18 protein-coding genes, 1 tRNA gene and 1 other RNA gene are annotated in these 12,890 nt (G+C 64.9%); 11 read left to right on the top strand and 9 right to left on the bottom strand.

Annotation, left to right across the window (positions count from 1 at the left end; translation table 11 throughout):
* Window positions 1-3 precede the first annotated feature (3 nt).
* The 4 genes from KMZ68_RS03720 to KMZ68_RS03705 all read right to left on the bottom strand — a co-directional run bounded on the left by KMZ68_RS03720 (window position 4) and on the right by KMZ68_RS03705 (window position 2,494).
* Complete coding sequence (locus KMZ68_RS03720; RefSeq protein WP_215614550.1) at window positions 4-909, bottom strand: transporter substrate-binding domain-containing protein; 906 nt, start codon at window positions 907-909, stop codon at window positions 4-6.
* Window positions 910-994: 85 nt separating this feature from the next.
* Window positions 995-1,606 carry an SCO family protein gene (locus KMZ68_RS03715; RefSeq protein WP_215614549.1) on the bottom strand — a complete coding sequence of 204 codons (612 nt, stop codon included), beginning with the start codon at window positions 1,604-1,606 and terminating at the stop codon, window positions 995-997.
* 22 nt (window positions 1,607-1,628) lie between these two features.
* Window positions 1,629-1,820: a hypothetical protein gene (locus KMZ68_RS03710; RefSeq protein WP_215614548.1), complete on the bottom strand. Its 192-nt coding sequence runs from the start codon at window positions 1,818-1,820 to the stop codon at window positions 1,629-1,631.
* Window positions 1,821-1,951: 131 nt separating this feature from the next.
* Window positions 1,952-2,494, bottom strand: a complete 543-nt coding sequence (locus KMZ68_RS03705) for a hypothetical protein (protein WP_249779512.1) — start codon at window positions 2,492-2,494, stop codon at window positions 1,952-1,954.
* 91 nt (window positions 2,495-2,585) lie between these two features.
* Between KMZ68_RS03705 and KMZ68_RS03700 the strand changes: the two genes are divergently transcribed.
* From KMZ68_RS03700 to KMZ68_RS03670, 7 genes are all read left to right on the top strand, one after another.
* A complete protein-coding gene (locus tag KMZ68_RS03700) occupies window positions 2,586-2,798 on the top strand; it encodes a hypothetical protein (protein WP_215614547.1) in 213 nt (70 codons plus the stop codon).
* A complete protein-coding gene (locus tag KMZ68_RS03695) occupies window positions 2,777-4,435 on the top strand; it encodes an FAD-binding dehydrogenase (protein ID WP_215614546.1) in 1,659 nt (552 codons plus the stop codon). Before KMZ68_RS03700 ends, KMZ68_RS03695 begins: the two co-directional genes overlap by 22 nt.
* A gap of 110 nt (window positions 4,436-4,545) precedes the next feature.
* Entirely contained in the window at window positions 4,546-4,896 is a 351-nt protein-coding gene (locus KMZ68_RS03690; protein WP_215614545.1) for a RidA family protein, read from the top strand.
* 144 nt (window positions 4,897-5,040) lie between these two features.
* Window positions 5,041-5,733: an RNA polymerase sigma factor gene (locus KMZ68_RS03685; RefSeq protein ID WP_215614544.1), complete on the top strand. Its 693-nt coding sequence runs from the start codon at window positions 5,041-5,043 to the stop codon at window positions 5,731-5,733.
* A gap of 99 nt (window positions 5,734-5,832) precedes the next feature.
* The gene (locus KMZ68_RS03680; protein WP_215614543.1) at window positions 5,833-6,357 is read left to right on the top strand and encodes a DUF4142 domain-containing protein; all 525 of its coding nucleotides are present in this window, start codon (window positions 5,833-5,835) and stop codon (window positions 6,355-6,357) included.
* A 9-nt stretch (window positions 6,358-6,366) separates the two neighbouring features.
* Window positions 6,367-6,684, top strand: coding sequence for a cupredoxin domain-containing protein (locus KMZ68_RS03675; protein WP_215614542.1), 318 nt, complete (start codon window positions 6,367-6,369; stop codon window positions 6,682-6,684).
* Window positions 6,685-6,807: 123 nt separating this feature from the next.
* Window positions 6,808-7,173, top strand: a complete 366-nt coding sequence (locus KMZ68_RS03670; RefSeq protein WP_215614541.1) for a nuclear transport factor 2 family protein — start codon at window positions 6,808-6,810, stop codon at window positions 7,171-7,173.
* 44 nt (window positions 7,174-7,217) lie between these two features.
* Here KMZ68_RS03670 and KMZ68_RS03665 read toward each other — a convergent pair whose 3' ends face one another.
* The 5 genes from KMZ68_RS03665 to KMZ68_RS03645 all read right to left on the bottom strand — a co-directional run bounded on the left by KMZ68_RS03665 (window position 7,218) and on the right by KMZ68_RS03645 (window position 10,306).
* On the bottom strand, window positions 7,218-8,384 hold the full coding sequence (locus KMZ68_RS03665; RefSeq protein ID WP_215614540.1) for an NADH:flavin oxidoreductase/NADH oxidase: 1,167 nt from the start codon (window positions 8,382-8,384) through the stop codon (window positions 7,218-7,220).
* A 46-nt stretch (window positions 8,385-8,430) separates the two neighbouring features.
* Window positions 8,431-9,003: a hypothetical protein gene (locus tag KMZ68_RS03660; RefSeq protein WP_215614539.1), complete on the bottom strand. Its 573-nt coding sequence runs from the start codon at window positions 9,001-9,003 to the stop codon at window positions 8,431-8,433.
* 119 nt (window positions 9,004-9,122) lie between these two features.
* Window positions 9,123-9,484: a transfer-messenger RNA gene (gene ssrA, locus KMZ68_RS03655) on the bottom strand.
* 32 nt (window positions 9,485-9,516) lie between these two features.
* Window positions 9,517-9,954 (bottom strand): VOC family protein, encoded by a 438-nt coding sequence (locus KMZ68_RS03650; RefSeq protein WP_215614538.1) that lies wholly within the window; start codon window positions 9,952-9,954, stop codon window positions 9,517-9,519.
* 278 nt (window positions 9,955-10,232) lie between these two features.
* Window positions 10,233-10,306 (bottom strand) — tRNA-Gly (locus tag KMZ68_RS03645).
* A 145-nt stretch (window positions 10,307-10,451) separates the two neighbouring features.
* Between KMZ68_RS03645 and KMZ68_RS03640 the strand changes: the two genes are divergently transcribed.
* The 4 genes from KMZ68_RS03640 to KMZ68_RS03625 all read left to right on the top strand — a co-directional run bounded on the left by KMZ68_RS03640 (window position 10,452) and on the right by KMZ68_RS03625 (window position 12,870).
* Complete coding sequence (locus KMZ68_RS03640) at window positions 10,452-11,033, top strand: methylated-DNA--[protein]-cysteine S-methyltransferase (RefSeq protein ID WP_215614537.1); 582 nt, start codon at window positions 10,452-10,454, stop codon at window positions 11,031-11,033.
* Window positions 11,034-11,042: 9 nt separating this feature from the next.
* Complete coding sequence (locus KMZ68_RS03635) at window positions 11,043-11,882, top strand: helix-turn-helix transcriptional regulator (protein ID WP_215614536.1); 840 nt, start codon at window positions 11,043-11,045, stop codon at window positions 11,880-11,882.
* A gap of 56 nt (window positions 11,883-11,938) precedes the next feature.
* Window positions 11,939-12,298, top strand: a complete 360-nt coding sequence (locus KMZ68_RS03630; RefSeq protein ID WP_215614535.1) for a VOC family protein — start codon at window positions 11,939-11,941, stop codon at window positions 12,296-12,298.
* 170 nt (window positions 12,299-12,468) lie between these two features.
* A complete protein-coding gene (locus tag KMZ68_RS03625) occupies window positions 12,469-12,870 on the top strand; it encodes an SRPBCC family protein (protein WP_215614534.1) in 402 nt (133 codons plus the stop codon).
* Window positions 12,871-12,890 lie beyond the last annotated feature (20 nt).

Genomic DNA, 12,890 nt, shown 5'->3' with positions numbered 1-12,890 from the left:
CGTTCAGAACGGGCTGACCGAAAAATAGCGCAGCCATAAATCGGTGTAGCGGCCCTTTTCCCAGAGCCGGAACAGCGCCCAGTTCAGCGCCTGCCGCAACAGGTCATTGCCCTTGCGCACGCCGATGCCGATGCCCTCGCCGAAGTAGCGGCTCTCGACGAACGGCCCGCCCGAGAACGCGCAGCATTCGGCCGAGTCGGTGCCGTTGATCCAGAACGCCAGCGAGATCGCGTCGCCGAAAATGAAATCCACCTCGCCGCGCCGCAAGCCCAGCCGCAGCGCGTCGTCGTTGGGATAGGGATGCAGTTCGGCGTCGGTGAACATGGCCTTGAGATAGGCCTCATGCGAAGTGCCGGCGACGGCCCCGATCTTCTTGCCTTCGAGATATTCGGGGCGCACCTCCGGCATCACGGCGTCGCGCCGCGACACGAACCGCGCCGGCGCACGGTAATAGGGATCGGTGAAATCGACCCGGGCGCGCAGTTGCGGCGTCACCGCGAGCGAGGCGATGATGGCGTCGCCGCGGTTGCTCGCGATCGCATCCAACAGCGTTTCGAAGCGCCGCATCTGGATGGTGCAGGTGACCTTGATCTCCTCGCAAAGCAATCTGGCCAGATCGACATTGAAGCCGGCCGGATTGCCGTCGGGACCGGTGAAGTTGAACGGCGGATAATCGGTTTCGGTCAGGAACCGGATCACCGTGAGGCGGGACAGATCCGGCCGGTCCGGGCGCCGGCGCGGGTCCCAGAAGCCGGGCACCGCCTGCGGCGCCGCCTCCACCGCGGGCTTGGCCGGGGTTTGCGCCTGCGCCGCGCCGCCGGACAGCACCACGGCCAGCGCAATGCCGGCCGTCGCCAGGGTGGCGCGGGCGGTTCGAAGCGCTGAAAGCGGGATGATCTGCGGCTGCATTGACGGCGGTTTTTCCGGATTGGACGGCCTTATAGACCATCCGGCTGGCGACGCGAACGCCGTTTGTCACCTCGCGGCGTGTGGCTCAGAGGTAACGCTTCAGGTCGGCGGCGGCTTCCTCGGGCGTCCGCTTGAGATTGAACGGCGAGACGAACTTGCCGTCGCGGTCCATCAGGTAGATCAGGGCGGTGTGATCCATGGTGTAATCGCCGCCATCCTTGGTCGGGACCTTGCGGGCATAGACCCGGTAGGCGGAAATCACCTTGGCCACCGCCTCGGGATCGCCGGTCAGCCCTTTGAGATGCGGATCGAAACTCGACAGATAGTCCTTCATCGCCGCAGGGGTGTCGCGCTCGGGGTCGACCGAGACGAAGAAGGCGTTGACGCGGTCGGCATCCTTGCCCATCGCCTTCAACAGCTCGGAAATCTCGAACAGCGCGGTCGGGCACACGTCGGGGCAATGGGTGAAGCCGAAGAAAATCAGCGTCGGGCGGCCCTTGAGGTTCTTTTCGGTCACGATCTGGCCGGCCTGGTCGGCCAGTTGAAACGGCCCGCCGATGGCGGCAGGCGCCGCCACATTGCGCAAGCCGCCGACCGCCCACAGCATCAGCAGGAGCCCAACCACCAGGCTTCCGGCGAATGCGGCGATAATGACCAGCGGACGGCTGGCCAGCATGCGGGGGGTCCGATCCGTCATGAAAATTCCTTATGTCCGGGGATCAGAAGCAGGCCGAGATGCCCGAGGCGATCATCTCGAAAAACACCGTGGTGCCGTAATGGACCCACAACGCCAGCGCGCCGAGCACGGCCACGACACCGAGCGCCGCGGCGCCAACGGCGATCGCCGTCGCGACCTTGCGGCCGGGCGGCACGATCGAGGGCAGTTTCTGCGTGGAAACCGGCTGAGCCATGGGCGAACTCTGGGAGGCGCGTATTCTGGTCGCAAAACCGGAAGGCCACTTTTGCGGAATAGCGCGCTGAAAACAAAGGCATCGACGGCCGGCGTCACCGCCGGTCGTCAGCCTGTTCCGTTCAGATAGGGCTAGTCGGGCTGCCGGGCAAGCGCGGCGGGGGTCGGCGTGATCACTTCACGCTGACCCGCAGCGCGATCCTTGCGCGCCGACCCCGGCCGCGGCGAGGAGGCCTGGGCGTCGAGGTAGCAGGGCTTGTACATCGCCTGCAATTGCTTGCCGCGCAGGAAAATCATCTGCGATTTCAAACCGCCGCGCTGCGCGATCCAGCGCCGCACCGGGGTCGGATACATCGAATACAGCATCTGCGTGGCTTCGGGATTGGTCACGGCGCGGCCATTGGCGCCGAAATCCCATGCCGCGTGGAAGCCCAGATTGGCGTGCGAGGTGACGCAGATCTTGTCGTGGGGAACCGCGCCCAGCACGATGGTGCAGGCCGAAGCGCACAGACCGTCGATGATCACCTGTTCGCCCGAGGTACGAAGGCCCTGATACTTGTCCACGTAAGTGCCGATCCGGCCGCCGCGGTCGTCGGCAATGCGAACTACCGCCTGGCTGGCGCCAACCCCCGCCAGCAACAGCACCGCCGCGAGCAATCCGGTCACGAACTTCATATCCAGCCCCAGTCCAAACCCGTCGAACCCGAGCGCCTTGAGTGATGCAAGACGTTTCGCCAGCGTGTTGCCGGATCGGGATTTTGTCCAGATGGCCGGCACCGCTCCAAACAAATTCAAATTGAGTGTTGCAGGCGCGCTGCACCCGGCGGCGGAAAACGGTCCCAAACTGGAACAAGTTAACAAATCCTTGCTGGCTGCGACCGCTTCGCACGTTCGTTTGCCGTTGACCGCGGTAAAGGGCGCGGGCTTCTATCGCGCAAGGCTGGGGGGAATGGCGCGATGGCATATGATGCGGATGTAATCGTGGTCGGCGGCGGCCTCGCGGGCCTCGTCGCTGCAACCGAAATCGCCGACGCCGGCAAGCGCGTCATCGTGGTCGACCAGGAGGGCGAACAGAGCCTCGGCGGCCAGGCGTTCTGGTCGTTCGGCGGATTGTTCCTGGTCGACAGTCCCGAACAGCGCCGGCTCGGCATCAAGGACAGCTACGACCTCGCGCTGCAGGACTGGATGGGGTCGGCGGGATTCGACCGCGACGAGGATCTCTGGCCGCGGAAATGGGCGGAAGCCTATGTGGCGTTCGCGGCCGGCGAGAAACGCGGCTGGCTACGGGCCATGGGCCATCGCATCTTTCCGGTGGTCGGCTGGGCCGAGCGCGGCGGCTATGACGCGATGAGCCACGGCAATTCGGTGCCGCGGTTCCATGTCACCTGGGGCACCGGCCCCGGCATCGTCGAGCCGTTCGAGCGGCGCGCGCGCGAGGCCCAGGCCAGCGGCCGCCTGACCTTCAGGTTCCGCCACCGCGTCGATGCGCTCAGCGTCACCAACGGCGCCGTCGATGGCGTCAGCGGCGTGGTCCTCGCGCCCGATAGCGTCGAGCGCGGCAGGAGCTCGTCGCGCAAGGTCACCGGCGATTTCAGCTTGCGCGCGCAGGCGGTGATCGTCGCCTCCGGCGGCATCGGCGGCAATCACGACCTGGTGCGGCAGAACTGGCCGAAGCGCCTCGGCGCGCCGCCGAAATTCATGATCTCCGGTGTGCCCGAACATGTCGACGGCCGCATGATCGGCATCACCGAAACCGCGGGCGCGCGGCTGATCAACCGCGACCGGATGTGGCACTATGTCGAAGGCATCCAGAACTGGTCGCCGATCTGGCCGCGCCACGGCATCCGCATCCTGCCCGGACCATCGTCGATGTGGTTCGACGCGACCGGAAGACGGCTGCCCTCGCCGCTGTTCCCCGGTTCCGACACGCTCGGCCAGCTGCAATACATCATGGGCACCGGCTACGACTATTCATGGTTCGTGCTGACGCAGAGCATCATCAAGAAGGAGTTCGCGCTCTCCGGCTCCGAACAGAACCCCGATCTGACGGGCAAGAGCTGGCTCGCGACCGCGCGCCGCGCCACCAACAAGGGCGCGCCGGCGCCGGTGGAGGCGTTCAAGACCCACGGCGTCGACTTCATCGTCCGCGACAATATCGAGGCCCTCGTCGAGGCCATGAACAAACTCAGCGGCGACAACCTGCTCGAGCTCGGACAGGTCAAGGCCCAGATCGAGGCGCGCGACCGCGAGATTGCAAATCCCTACGTCAAGGACACGCAGGTGATGAACATCCACAACGCGCGCAAATATGTCGGCGACCGCCTGATCCGCACTGCCAAGCCGCACCGCATCCTCGATCCGGCGCAGGGACCGCTGATCGCGGTCAAGCTCAACATCCTGACCCGCAAGACGCTGGGCGGCTTCGAAACCGATCTCGACTCCCGCGTGTTCGGCCAGGACGGCAACATCATCAGCGGCCTCTACGCCGCCGGCGAAGCCGCCGGTTTCGGCGGAGGCGGCATGCACGGCTATCGCTCGCTGGAAGGCACGTTTCTCGGCGGCTGTTTGTTTTCGGGGAGAAACGCCGGACGGGCGGCGGCAAAGGCGGCGGGGTAGAAATTCTGACAAGAAATGCGTCCAGCCTTTTCAGTAACTCGTCATGGCCGGGCTTTGCCAATGACGCGCCCGCGCGCTAAGTAACCGGCCCCACACGTCAGGAGAACCATATGACCATCCAGCGTTTCGATACCGGCCCGCGCATGAGCCAGGCCGTGGTCCACGGCAACACCGTCTATCTCGCCGGCGTCGTCGCCAACAAGGCGGCCGGCGAAAGCGTGACCAAACAGACGCAGGACATTCTGTCGATCATCGATGGCCATCTCGCGAAAGCGGGAAGCGACAAGTCAAAGCTGCTGACCGCGACGATCTACCTGACCGACATGAAGACCTTCCCGGAAATGAACGCGGTGTGGGACGGCTGGGTCTCGGCGGGAAATACCCCGGCGCGCGCCACCGTCGAGGCCAGGCTCGCGGCGCCGCAATACAACGTCGAGATCATGGTGACCGCAGCGCGGTAACGCTCCAAAAAACCGTGTAGATCCAGGTCCGGGACGCGCGTCCCGGACCTGGGCCGATCCCCGACTTCGATTTCCGGGAACCTATTTGGCTTTGCCGCATCCAACCGTAAGCATTAACCTGTCAACGGATCGAGCAAAGCCAGCATGCGACACGCCCAGATACCTCGAATAGCTAAAGCCGGCACCGCCGATGCCGAGCTGGTCGCGCGCGCCCGCGACCGCGACGAGGCAGCCGTCCGCGCCATCATGCAGGCGAACAACCGCAGGCTCTACCGGCTCGCCCGCGGCATCCTGCGCAATGACAGCGAGGCCGAGGACGTGGTCCAGGAAACCTATGTCCGGGCATTCACCCATCTGGAGCAGTTTCGCGGCGACTCCAGCCTGGCGACATGGCTGGCGCGGATAGCCATGAACGAGGCCTTGGGCCGGTTGCGCCGCCAGCGCCCCAGCGTCGATTTGAAAACCCTGGCTCCGGGCGTGCTGGAGGCCCAGATCATTCAGTTCCCCCTCTCGGCCCCGTCCGAAGATCCGGAAAAATCCATGGCGCAACGTGAAATCCAGGAAGTTGTCGAGCACGCGATCGACGAGCTGCCCGATGCCTTTCGCATCGTCTTCATCACCCGCGTGATCGAGGGGATGAATGTCGAGGAGACCGCGGAGATTCTCGGCCTGAAACCGGAAACCGTGAAGACGCGGCTGCACCGTGCCCGCAACATGCTGCGCGACAACGTCGAGAAGAAGATCGGCCCGGTAGTGATGGAAGCGTTTCCGTTCGCCGGCAGGCGCTGCGAGCGCCTGACCGACGCCGTGTTGAAGCGGCTCGGCTTCGCCGCATAATTTTTTCGGGAACGTTTTGCCTCACGCGCCATCCAATCCCTGTGTGTAACCAACAATGCCCGGCGGCCTGAAGCCCCGGCGCCACAGGAGAGTACAACCATGTTCGTTCGATTGAGCGCGGCGATCGCCGCGGTGAGCCTGCTCGGCAGTGCGGCCCTTGCGCAAGGCGCGGCCAAGCCGACCGATCCACAGATCGCGCATATCGCCTACACCGCGGGCGTTATCGACATCGCGGCGGCGAAACAGGCGATGACCAAAGGCAGCAACAAGGACATCAAGGCCTTCGCCGCCGACATGGTCCGCGACCACGAGGCCGTCAACAAGCAGGCGCTGGATCTGGTGAAGAAGCTCAAGGTCACGCCGGAAGACAACGATACCAGCAAGGCGTTGTCGAAGCAGGCCGCCGACAAGCTCGCCGAACTCGACAGACTGAAGGGCGCGGAATTCGACAAGGCCTATGCCGCCAACGAAGTCGCCTATCACAAGGCGGTCAACGGCGCGCTGGAGACGCTGCTGATTCCGAACGCCAGCAATGCGGAACTGAAGAGCCTGCTGCAGACCGGCCTGAAAATCTTCCAGGGCCACCAGCAGCATGCCGAGCACGTCGCCGCGGCGCTGAAGTAAGGAGCAACCATGACGCCGAGATGGATTCTTCCGATTCTGGCCGCGCTGATGGCGGGAATGTCCGTCTCGGCGCAGGCCGCGACCATTCAAATCACGATGGATAATCTGGTGATCTCGCCGGCCGAGGCTACCGCCAAGGTCGGCGACACCATCGACTGGATCAACAAGGATATCTTCGCCCATACCGCCACGGCGCGGAACGGCGACTGGGATATCGCGATGCCGCCGAAGAAGACCGTCACCTCGGTTCTGAAGAAGGCGGGCACGATAGAGTATTACTGCCGCTTCCATCCCAACATGAAGGCGAAGCTGACGGTCGCGCCATAGCAATTGCGCGGCCGCCAAAACCCCTCCATCGAAATCGATGACCTCGGAGGTAATCGATTCGACCGCGCGAACCTTCGATAGTCGATCAGCCGATCAATCCGGCGACATCGAAGGGAGACGAAGATGACCGACGTAAATGCAATTGCCAGCCGCTACATCGATCTGTGGAACGAGCGGACTCCAAGCCGCCGGCGCGAGATCCTCAGCCAGCATTGGGCCAGCGATGCGAAATATGTCGACCCGCTGATGTCAGTCGATGGTCACGACGGCGTCGACGCGCTGATATCAGGCGTGCAGCAGCGCTTTCCGGATTTCAAATTCAAGCTGCTGGGCCAGCCCAACGGCTTCGGCGACCATGTCCGATTCTCCTGGGGCCTCGGCCCCGATGGCGCCGACAGCCCGATCAAGGGCACGGATTACGCCGTCGTCAGCAACGGACGCATCCGCAGCATCACCGGCTTTCTCGATCAGGTCCCGCCCGGCGCGTGACGCATGGCCATGCGACGCCCCGCTCATCCGGGGCGGTCACGCGCTCAGCCCTTGCGGAACGGCAGGGGCGGGCCGCCGAGCCTGCGCAGGCCGGGCTCGCGGCGCTCCAGCCACCAGCCATATTGCTGCGGCCAGGATTCGAACACTTCGCCGCCGGGTTCGGTGAGCGCGAGTTGCGCGTGCAGCGGCCAGTTCGGATCGAACAGCGCTTCGCGGCCGACCGCGATCAGGTCCGCCTGACCGTTCGCCAGGATTTGTTCGGCCTGCTCCGGATGCAGGATCAGGCCGACCGCGATGGTGGCGATGCCGGCGGATTTCCGGATTTCATCGGCATAGGGCACCTGAAAACCGTAGCCGCGCGGAATCCGCGCCGCGGTCGCCGAACCCAGCAACCCGCCGGAGGAGCAGTCGATCAGGTCGGCGCCGCGCGCCCTGGCCTCGATCGCAAACGCGATCTGGTCTGCGAGTTCGAGCCCGCCTTCGACGCCGTCGACCGACGAGATCCGCACCGACAGCGGCTTGTCGGCGGGCCATGCCGCGCGCACGGTCTCGATGATCTCGAGCGGATAGCGCATCCGGCCCTGCCGGTCGCCGCCGTAGCCGTCGGGCCGGCGGTTCGACAGCGGCGACAGGAATTCGTGCAGCAGATAGCCATGGGCGCAGTGCACTTCGAGCAGGTCGAACCCGGCCTCGACCGCGCGCAGGGTGGCGAGCCGCCAGTGCTCGCGCAGGCTCGCAAGCTCGTCGAGATCGAGCGCATCCGGCGTCAGCCAGCCCTCGTCCATCGCAATCGCGCTCGGCGCCACCACCCGCCACGGCAGGTCGCCGCGCGCGTGGTCATCGGCGTTGAGCGCCGCGTTGCCGTACCACGGCCGCTGCATGCTGGCCTTGCGCCCGGCATGCGCCAGCTGAATCGCCGGCACCGCGCCATTGTCGCGCAGGAAGGTGGCGATCCGCTCCAGCGGCGCGATCTGGCCGTCGTGCCACAGCCCGACGTCGCCATGGGTGATGCGGCCCTCGGCCGTGACCGCGGCGGCCTCGGTCATGACGATGCCGGCGCCTCCCTGCGCGAACTTGCCGAGATGCACGAGATGCCAGTCGCTGGCGAGCCCGTCGGCCGCCGAGTACTGGCACATCGGCGAGATCAGGATGCGATTCCTGGCGGTGACGCCGCGGAGCGTGATCGGCTGGAACAAGAGCGGCTGCGACATCGAAACCTTGCTGGCCTGAACGGGAGGTGGATCGGCGGAAAACCGGTCAGGACAATTTCGCCCGTTGCAGGGCCGTCGTCAGCCCGACCGCGACGCATGCCTGCCAGACCGGAAACAGCACCGAGGTGAGGTCGAGGTCGAGCGCGTTGTCGAGCGCCAGCAGCGCGCCGGTGACGGTGCCTGATATCAGCATCGGCAGCCACGCCGCGGCGGCGCGCGGACCGGACGGCAGCAGAGCTATCCCGAGCGCCATCACGCCGGCGCCGACCAAGCCGCCGGTCAGGCCGGCCAGGATATTTCTCGATGCCTTCGCCAGGCCATTGGCCTGCCCGTCGATGAAGATCGCGGCGTTCACCGCGCAGACGAAGGCGACCATGGTGATGATGGCCGCCGCCAGCGCCGCCCACCACGGGTTTGCCGAGCAGCGCCGCACCAGAATGCAGACCAGCACGGCGAACGGCACCGCGACCAGCGCGATCCTGAAATCGCCGGGCGCACCGTTGAGCTTGTCGATCAACGGCGGCAGCAGTGGCGTGAGAACGCCCGACAGCGCGCCGAAGGCGGCGACCTTCAGGAGGCCGTTGCGGGACTGGTCGGTGGAAGCGATCGCCTCGGTCAACGTTCACCTCCCTGTTGCCGCATGCCGTTGTCTAGCACGGCGACGGCCCAAGTTGAAGGCAACGCGCAGACGCGAAAGCCTGGCACAAAATAAAGCCGCGCCAGCCCGAGGGCTGACGCGGCGATGGCCGTTCTGTTGCCAGGTGGACCAACCCCGAACAGGTTACGCCGCGAGGCGCACTTCGTTCAATGCAACGTTATCGTTTGCATTTAGGTTTTTGACCCGATAACGGCGGTATCATGCCGGGAACAATTCAGAGCTTCTTCGCGACCATCGATCCTGTTTCGCCCCCGCCTTAACAGCTTAGGAATTCCGCCTTGCGACGGAATCGATCTCACCGAAATGAGACCTTTAAGCTCAAGCTGCTAAGGTGGAGGCGCCGGGTACTGCCCCCGGGTCTGCCCGCAGTCCGCTCTGAGTTTCAGCGCCATCGTCTTGCGACCACCCAGATATAGGCGTGAATGGGAGGAAATACTAGGCTGCAGGCGAAGGGAACCAAACGCGCTTCGGGCATCAGCCGGCATAGGCCTTGTCGAGATCGGCGATGACGATCTTTTGCATCTTCATCATCGCCTGCATGGCGCGATCCGCCTTTGTGCGATCGGGATCGCTCAGGTAGCGGCCCAGCGCCTTGGGGACCACCTGCCAGGACAGACCGAACTTGTCCTTGAGCCATCCGCATCTCGATTCCTCGCCGCCGTCGGCGATCAGTTTGTTCCAGAAGTAGTCCACCTCTTCCTGGGTCTCGACGCTGATGAAGAACGAGACCGCCTCGTTGAACCTGTATTTTGGGCCACCGTTGAGGGCGTTGAACTTCTGCCCCTCGAGCTCGAAGCTCGCCATGAAGTCGTTGACGGTTTCGACCTTCGCATTGGGAAACACCGATTTGTAGAAGGCGACAGCCTCTGGGACATTGTTATCAAGCCAGAGAAACGGGGTGATGGAAGTCATAGGGATGTCCTTGTCGGTCGGGTTCAGTTGAGCCGGCGTCCGTCGTGCCTGATCTCCAGGGCCGCAGCGCCGGCGAGATCAGCAATGGGCACATAAACGAAAATCAGCTCGGCCCCTTTTGCGTGGCTCGCCCGGAGGACGAACGGGGGGACGGGAGTCCGACAAGGGGGCCTGAATTTTTTGCCAGGTCGCCCTTCTCCGCTAAAGCTTCGAAGGGCATCCTGCTTCGCGCTGCCGAAAAATTAAAGTCCTGCGAAGCGCCCTGGCGCGAAGCAGGATGGAGCGGGCGAAGGGAATCGAACCCTCGTATGCAGCTTGGGAAGCTGCCGTTCTACCATTGAACTACGCCCGCGGTCGCTTGCCCCTCTCAATAGCCGAGACCGCGCGGTCCGCCAAGCGGGTTCGAAACGGCCCCCTCGCCCCCCTTAACTGAACCCGAATTTTCCAGGTGCAGGCTTTTGTGACGGTGCTATGATCCCTGCCAGGGTGGGTTGCGTATGGCGGGGCGTGGGTACACCATTTTCGATACGATGATCGGCCGTTGCGGCATCGCATGGGGCATGGCCGGCATCGTCGGCGTGCAGCTGCCCGAGGCGCGCGAGATCGAAACAAGGCGGCGACTGTATCATATCTACCCCGACGCCCGCGAACAGCGCCCGCCGCCGAACGTCGAAATCGCGATCGAGGGCATCGTGACGCTGCTGCGCGGCGGCCTTGCCGATTTTTCCGACGTCACCCTCGATACGACCGGCATCCACGCCTTCAACCAGCGGGTCTACCAGCTGACGCAGGCGATCCCGCGCGGCGAAACCCGCACCTATGCCGAGATCGCCACACGGCTCGGCGCGGCCGGCGCCGTGCACTCGGTGGCGCAGGCGCTGGCCCGTAACCCCTTCGTGATCATCGTGCCCTGCCACCGCGTCCTCGAAGCCGGCAGCTATGCCGACAAGATGTCAGCGAATGGCGGCAGTATCTCAAAGCGCACGCTGCTTTCGATCGAGGGCGCGCGCGGCGGCATCAGCAGCAAGACGCTGTTCGACGTGCTGCTGCCCGTTGCCCCGCCGCGCCTGCAGGGCTAAAATCGCCGCATGACGGCAATACCGCTTTTTCAGCGCGACTGCATCTCCGTATTCGACTTCCGCTGCACCGCTGCGCCGGGCGACAAGCCGTATCTGGAGCAGCATCGCTGCCATTCGGTGTCCTATGTCCGCAAGGGCAGTTTCGGCTGCCGCAGCCGCGGCCAGACCTTCGAACTGGTGGCGGGGTCGGTGCTGGTCGGCCATCCCGGCGGCGAATACATGTGCACCCACGACCATGTCTGCGGCGACGAGTGCCTGTCGTTCTTCCTCTCGCCCGAACTGGTGGAAGCGATCGGCGACCGCGCCGGGATCTGGCAGGTCGGCGCCATGCCGCCGCTGCCCGAATTGATGGTGCTGGGCGAACTGGCGCAGGCCGCAGCCGATGGCCGCAGCGATATCGGGCTCGACGAGGTCGGCCAGCTGTTCGCCAGCCGGTTCGTCGAGATGGTTTCCGGGCGGGCGCAAAAGCCGATGGCGGCGGCAGCGAAGGATCGCCGCCGCGCGGTGGAAACCGCATTGTGGATCGACGCGCATTCGCACCGGGAGATCGATCTCGAACAGGCTGCGGCGCAAGCCGATATCAGCCCGTTCCATTTCCTGCGGCTGTTCTCGGGCGTGCTCGGCGTCACCCCGCACCAATATCTGGTGCGCTCGCGGCTGCGCCACGCCGCGCGCCTTCTGGCCGACGACGGGATCTCCGTCACCGACGTCGCCTATGACGTCGGTTTCGGCGACCTCTCCAACTTCGTCCGCACCTTCCACCGCGCCGCCGGCGTCTCGCCGCGCCGGTTCCGTGAGGCCTCGCGCGGGATGCGCAAGATTTTCCAAGAACGCCTCGCCCTGCACTGACTAGGCTCCTCTCCGAACCGCGCGTTGTTCGAACGCGCCTGAAACCGGAGACCGCCATGTACGACCACATCGGATTGAGAGTTAAGAGCCTCGACAGCAGCGTGAATTTCTACACCGCCGCACTGGCGCCGCTCGGCTATGTGCTGTGCTCGCGCGATGATTCCTATGCGGGCTTCGGGCCCAAGGGCCAGCCGGCGCTGTGGCTGCATCTGCACAAGGGGCCGGCCAATGGCGGCGCCCATGTCGCCTTCCGCGCGCCCGACCACGCCGCCATCGAGAAATTCCACAGCGAGGGCATCAAGGCCGGCGGCCGCGACAACGGCGGCGCTGGCCCGCGCGCCGACTACGGCCCGAGCTACTACGCCGCGTTCCTGATCGACCCCGACGGCAACAATGTCGAGGCGGTTTGCACGTAGAGCTGAGCCTTGCCGTACGCACTACCCTCATCCTGAGGAGCCATGCACAGCATGGCGTCTCGAAGGATGGGGGTAAGGTATGAACTCGCAGCCATCCTTCGAGACGCGCGCAAGAGCGCGCTCCTCAGGATGAGGTCTCTCCAACCCTCACAGTAAGAAAGACCACCCCCATGGCTTCCATCCACAAAGACATCCCCCTCGACGCCCATCCCGACGACGTCTGGTCCGCGGTGCGCGATTTCGGCGCGGTGCATACGCGGCTGGCGCCGGGCTTCGTGATCGATTCGCGGCTCGACGGCGATGCGCGGATCGTGACCTTTGCCAACGGCAATGTCGCGCGCGAAGTGCTGGTCGATTGCGACGAGTCGCGCCGGCGGCTGGTCTATGCGATCGCCAACGAGCGGGTGAGCCATTACAGCGCCTCGGTGCAGGTCGTCGCCGACGGCGAGGCGCGCAGCCGGCTGATCTGGATCGTCGATGTCCTGCCGAACGCCGTCGCGCCTTATGTCGACGGCCAGATGGATCTCGGCGCGCAGGCCGTGCAGAAGGCCCTCAACCGACGCGCGGCATGACCGCTTCCGTGATCTTTCCC

Origin of the sequence: Bradyrhizobium sediminis, from assembly GCF_018736105.1 — a bacterium.
Lineage (GTDB): Bacteria > Pseudomonadota > Alphaproteobacteria > Rhizobiales > Xanthobacteraceae > Bradyrhizobium.
This window is presented reverse-complemented; position numbering and strand designations above follow the sequence as displayed.

What these genes read in the sequence shown, in the direction of transcription:
- KMZ68_RS03720 (WP_215614550.1), bottom strand. Translation starts at nt 909, where the DNA reads ATGCAGCCGCAGATCATCCCGCTTTCAGCGCTTCGAACCGCCCGCGCC.
- KMZ68_RS03715 (WP_215614549.1), bottom strand. Translation starts at nt 1,606, where the DNA reads ATGACGGATCGGACCCCCCGCATGCTGGCCAGCCGTCCGCTGGTCATT.
- KMZ68_RS03710 (WP_215614548.1), bottom strand. Translation starts at nt 1,820, where the DNA reads ATGGCTCAGCCGGTTTCCACGCAGAAACTGCCCTCGATCGTGCCGCCC.
- KMZ68_RS03705 (WP_249779512.1), bottom strand. Translation starts at nt 2,494, where the DNA reads ATGAAGTTCGTGACCGGATTGCTCGCGGCGGTGCTGTTGCTGGCGGGG.
- KMZ68_RS03700 (WP_215614547.1), top strand. Translation starts at nt 2,586, where the DNA reads ATGGCCGGCACCGCTCCAAACAAATTCAAATTGAGTGTTGCAGGCGCG.
- KMZ68_RS03695 (WP_215614546.1), top strand. Translation starts at nt 2,777, where the DNA reads ATGGCATATGATGCGGATGTAATCGTGGTCGGCGGCGGCCTCGCGGGC.
- KMZ68_RS03690 (WP_215614545.1), top strand. Translation starts at nt 4,546, where the DNA reads ATGACCATCCAGCGTTTCGATACCGGCCCGCGCATGAGCCAGGCCGTG.
- KMZ68_RS03685 (WP_215614544.1), top strand. Translation starts at nt 5,041, where the DNA reads ATGCGACACGCCCAGATACCTCGAATAGCTAAAGCCGGCACCGCCGAT.
- KMZ68_RS03680 (WP_215614543.1), top strand. Translation starts at nt 5,833, where the DNA reads ATGTTCGTTCGATTGAGCGCGGCGATCGCCGCGGTGAGCCTGCTCGGC.
- KMZ68_RS03675 (WP_215614542.1), top strand. Translation starts at nt 6,367, where the DNA reads ATGACGCCGAGATGGATTCTTCCGATTCTGGCCGCGCTGATGGCGGGA.
- KMZ68_RS03670 (WP_215614541.1), top strand. Translation starts at nt 6,808, where the DNA reads ATGACCGACGTAAATGCAATTGCCAGCCGCTACATCGATCTGTGGAAC.
- KMZ68_RS03665 (WP_215614540.1), bottom strand. Translation starts at nt 8,384, where the DNA reads ATGTCGCAGCCGCTCTTGTTCCAGCCGATCACGCTCCGCGGCGTCACC.
- KMZ68_RS03650 (WP_215614538.1), bottom strand. Translation starts at nt 9,954, where the DNA reads ATGACTTCCATCACCCCGTTTCTCTGGCTTGATAACAATGTCCCAGAG.
- KMZ68_RS03640 (WP_215614537.1), top strand. Translation starts at nt 10,452, where the DNA reads ATGGCGGGGCGTGGGTACACCATTTTCGATACGATGATCGGCCGTTGC.
- KMZ68_RS03635 (WP_215614536.1), top strand. Translation starts at nt 11,043, where the DNA reads ATGACGGCAATACCGCTTTTTCAGCGCGACTGCATCTCCGTATTCGAC.
- KMZ68_RS03630 (WP_215614535.1), top strand. Translation starts at nt 11,939, where the DNA reads ATGTACGACCACATCGGATTGAGAGTTAAGAGCCTCGACAGCAGCGTG.
- KMZ68_RS03625 (WP_215614534.1), top strand. Translation starts at nt 12,469, where the DNA reads ATGGCTTCCATCCACAAAGACATCCCCCTCGACGCCCATCCCGACGAC.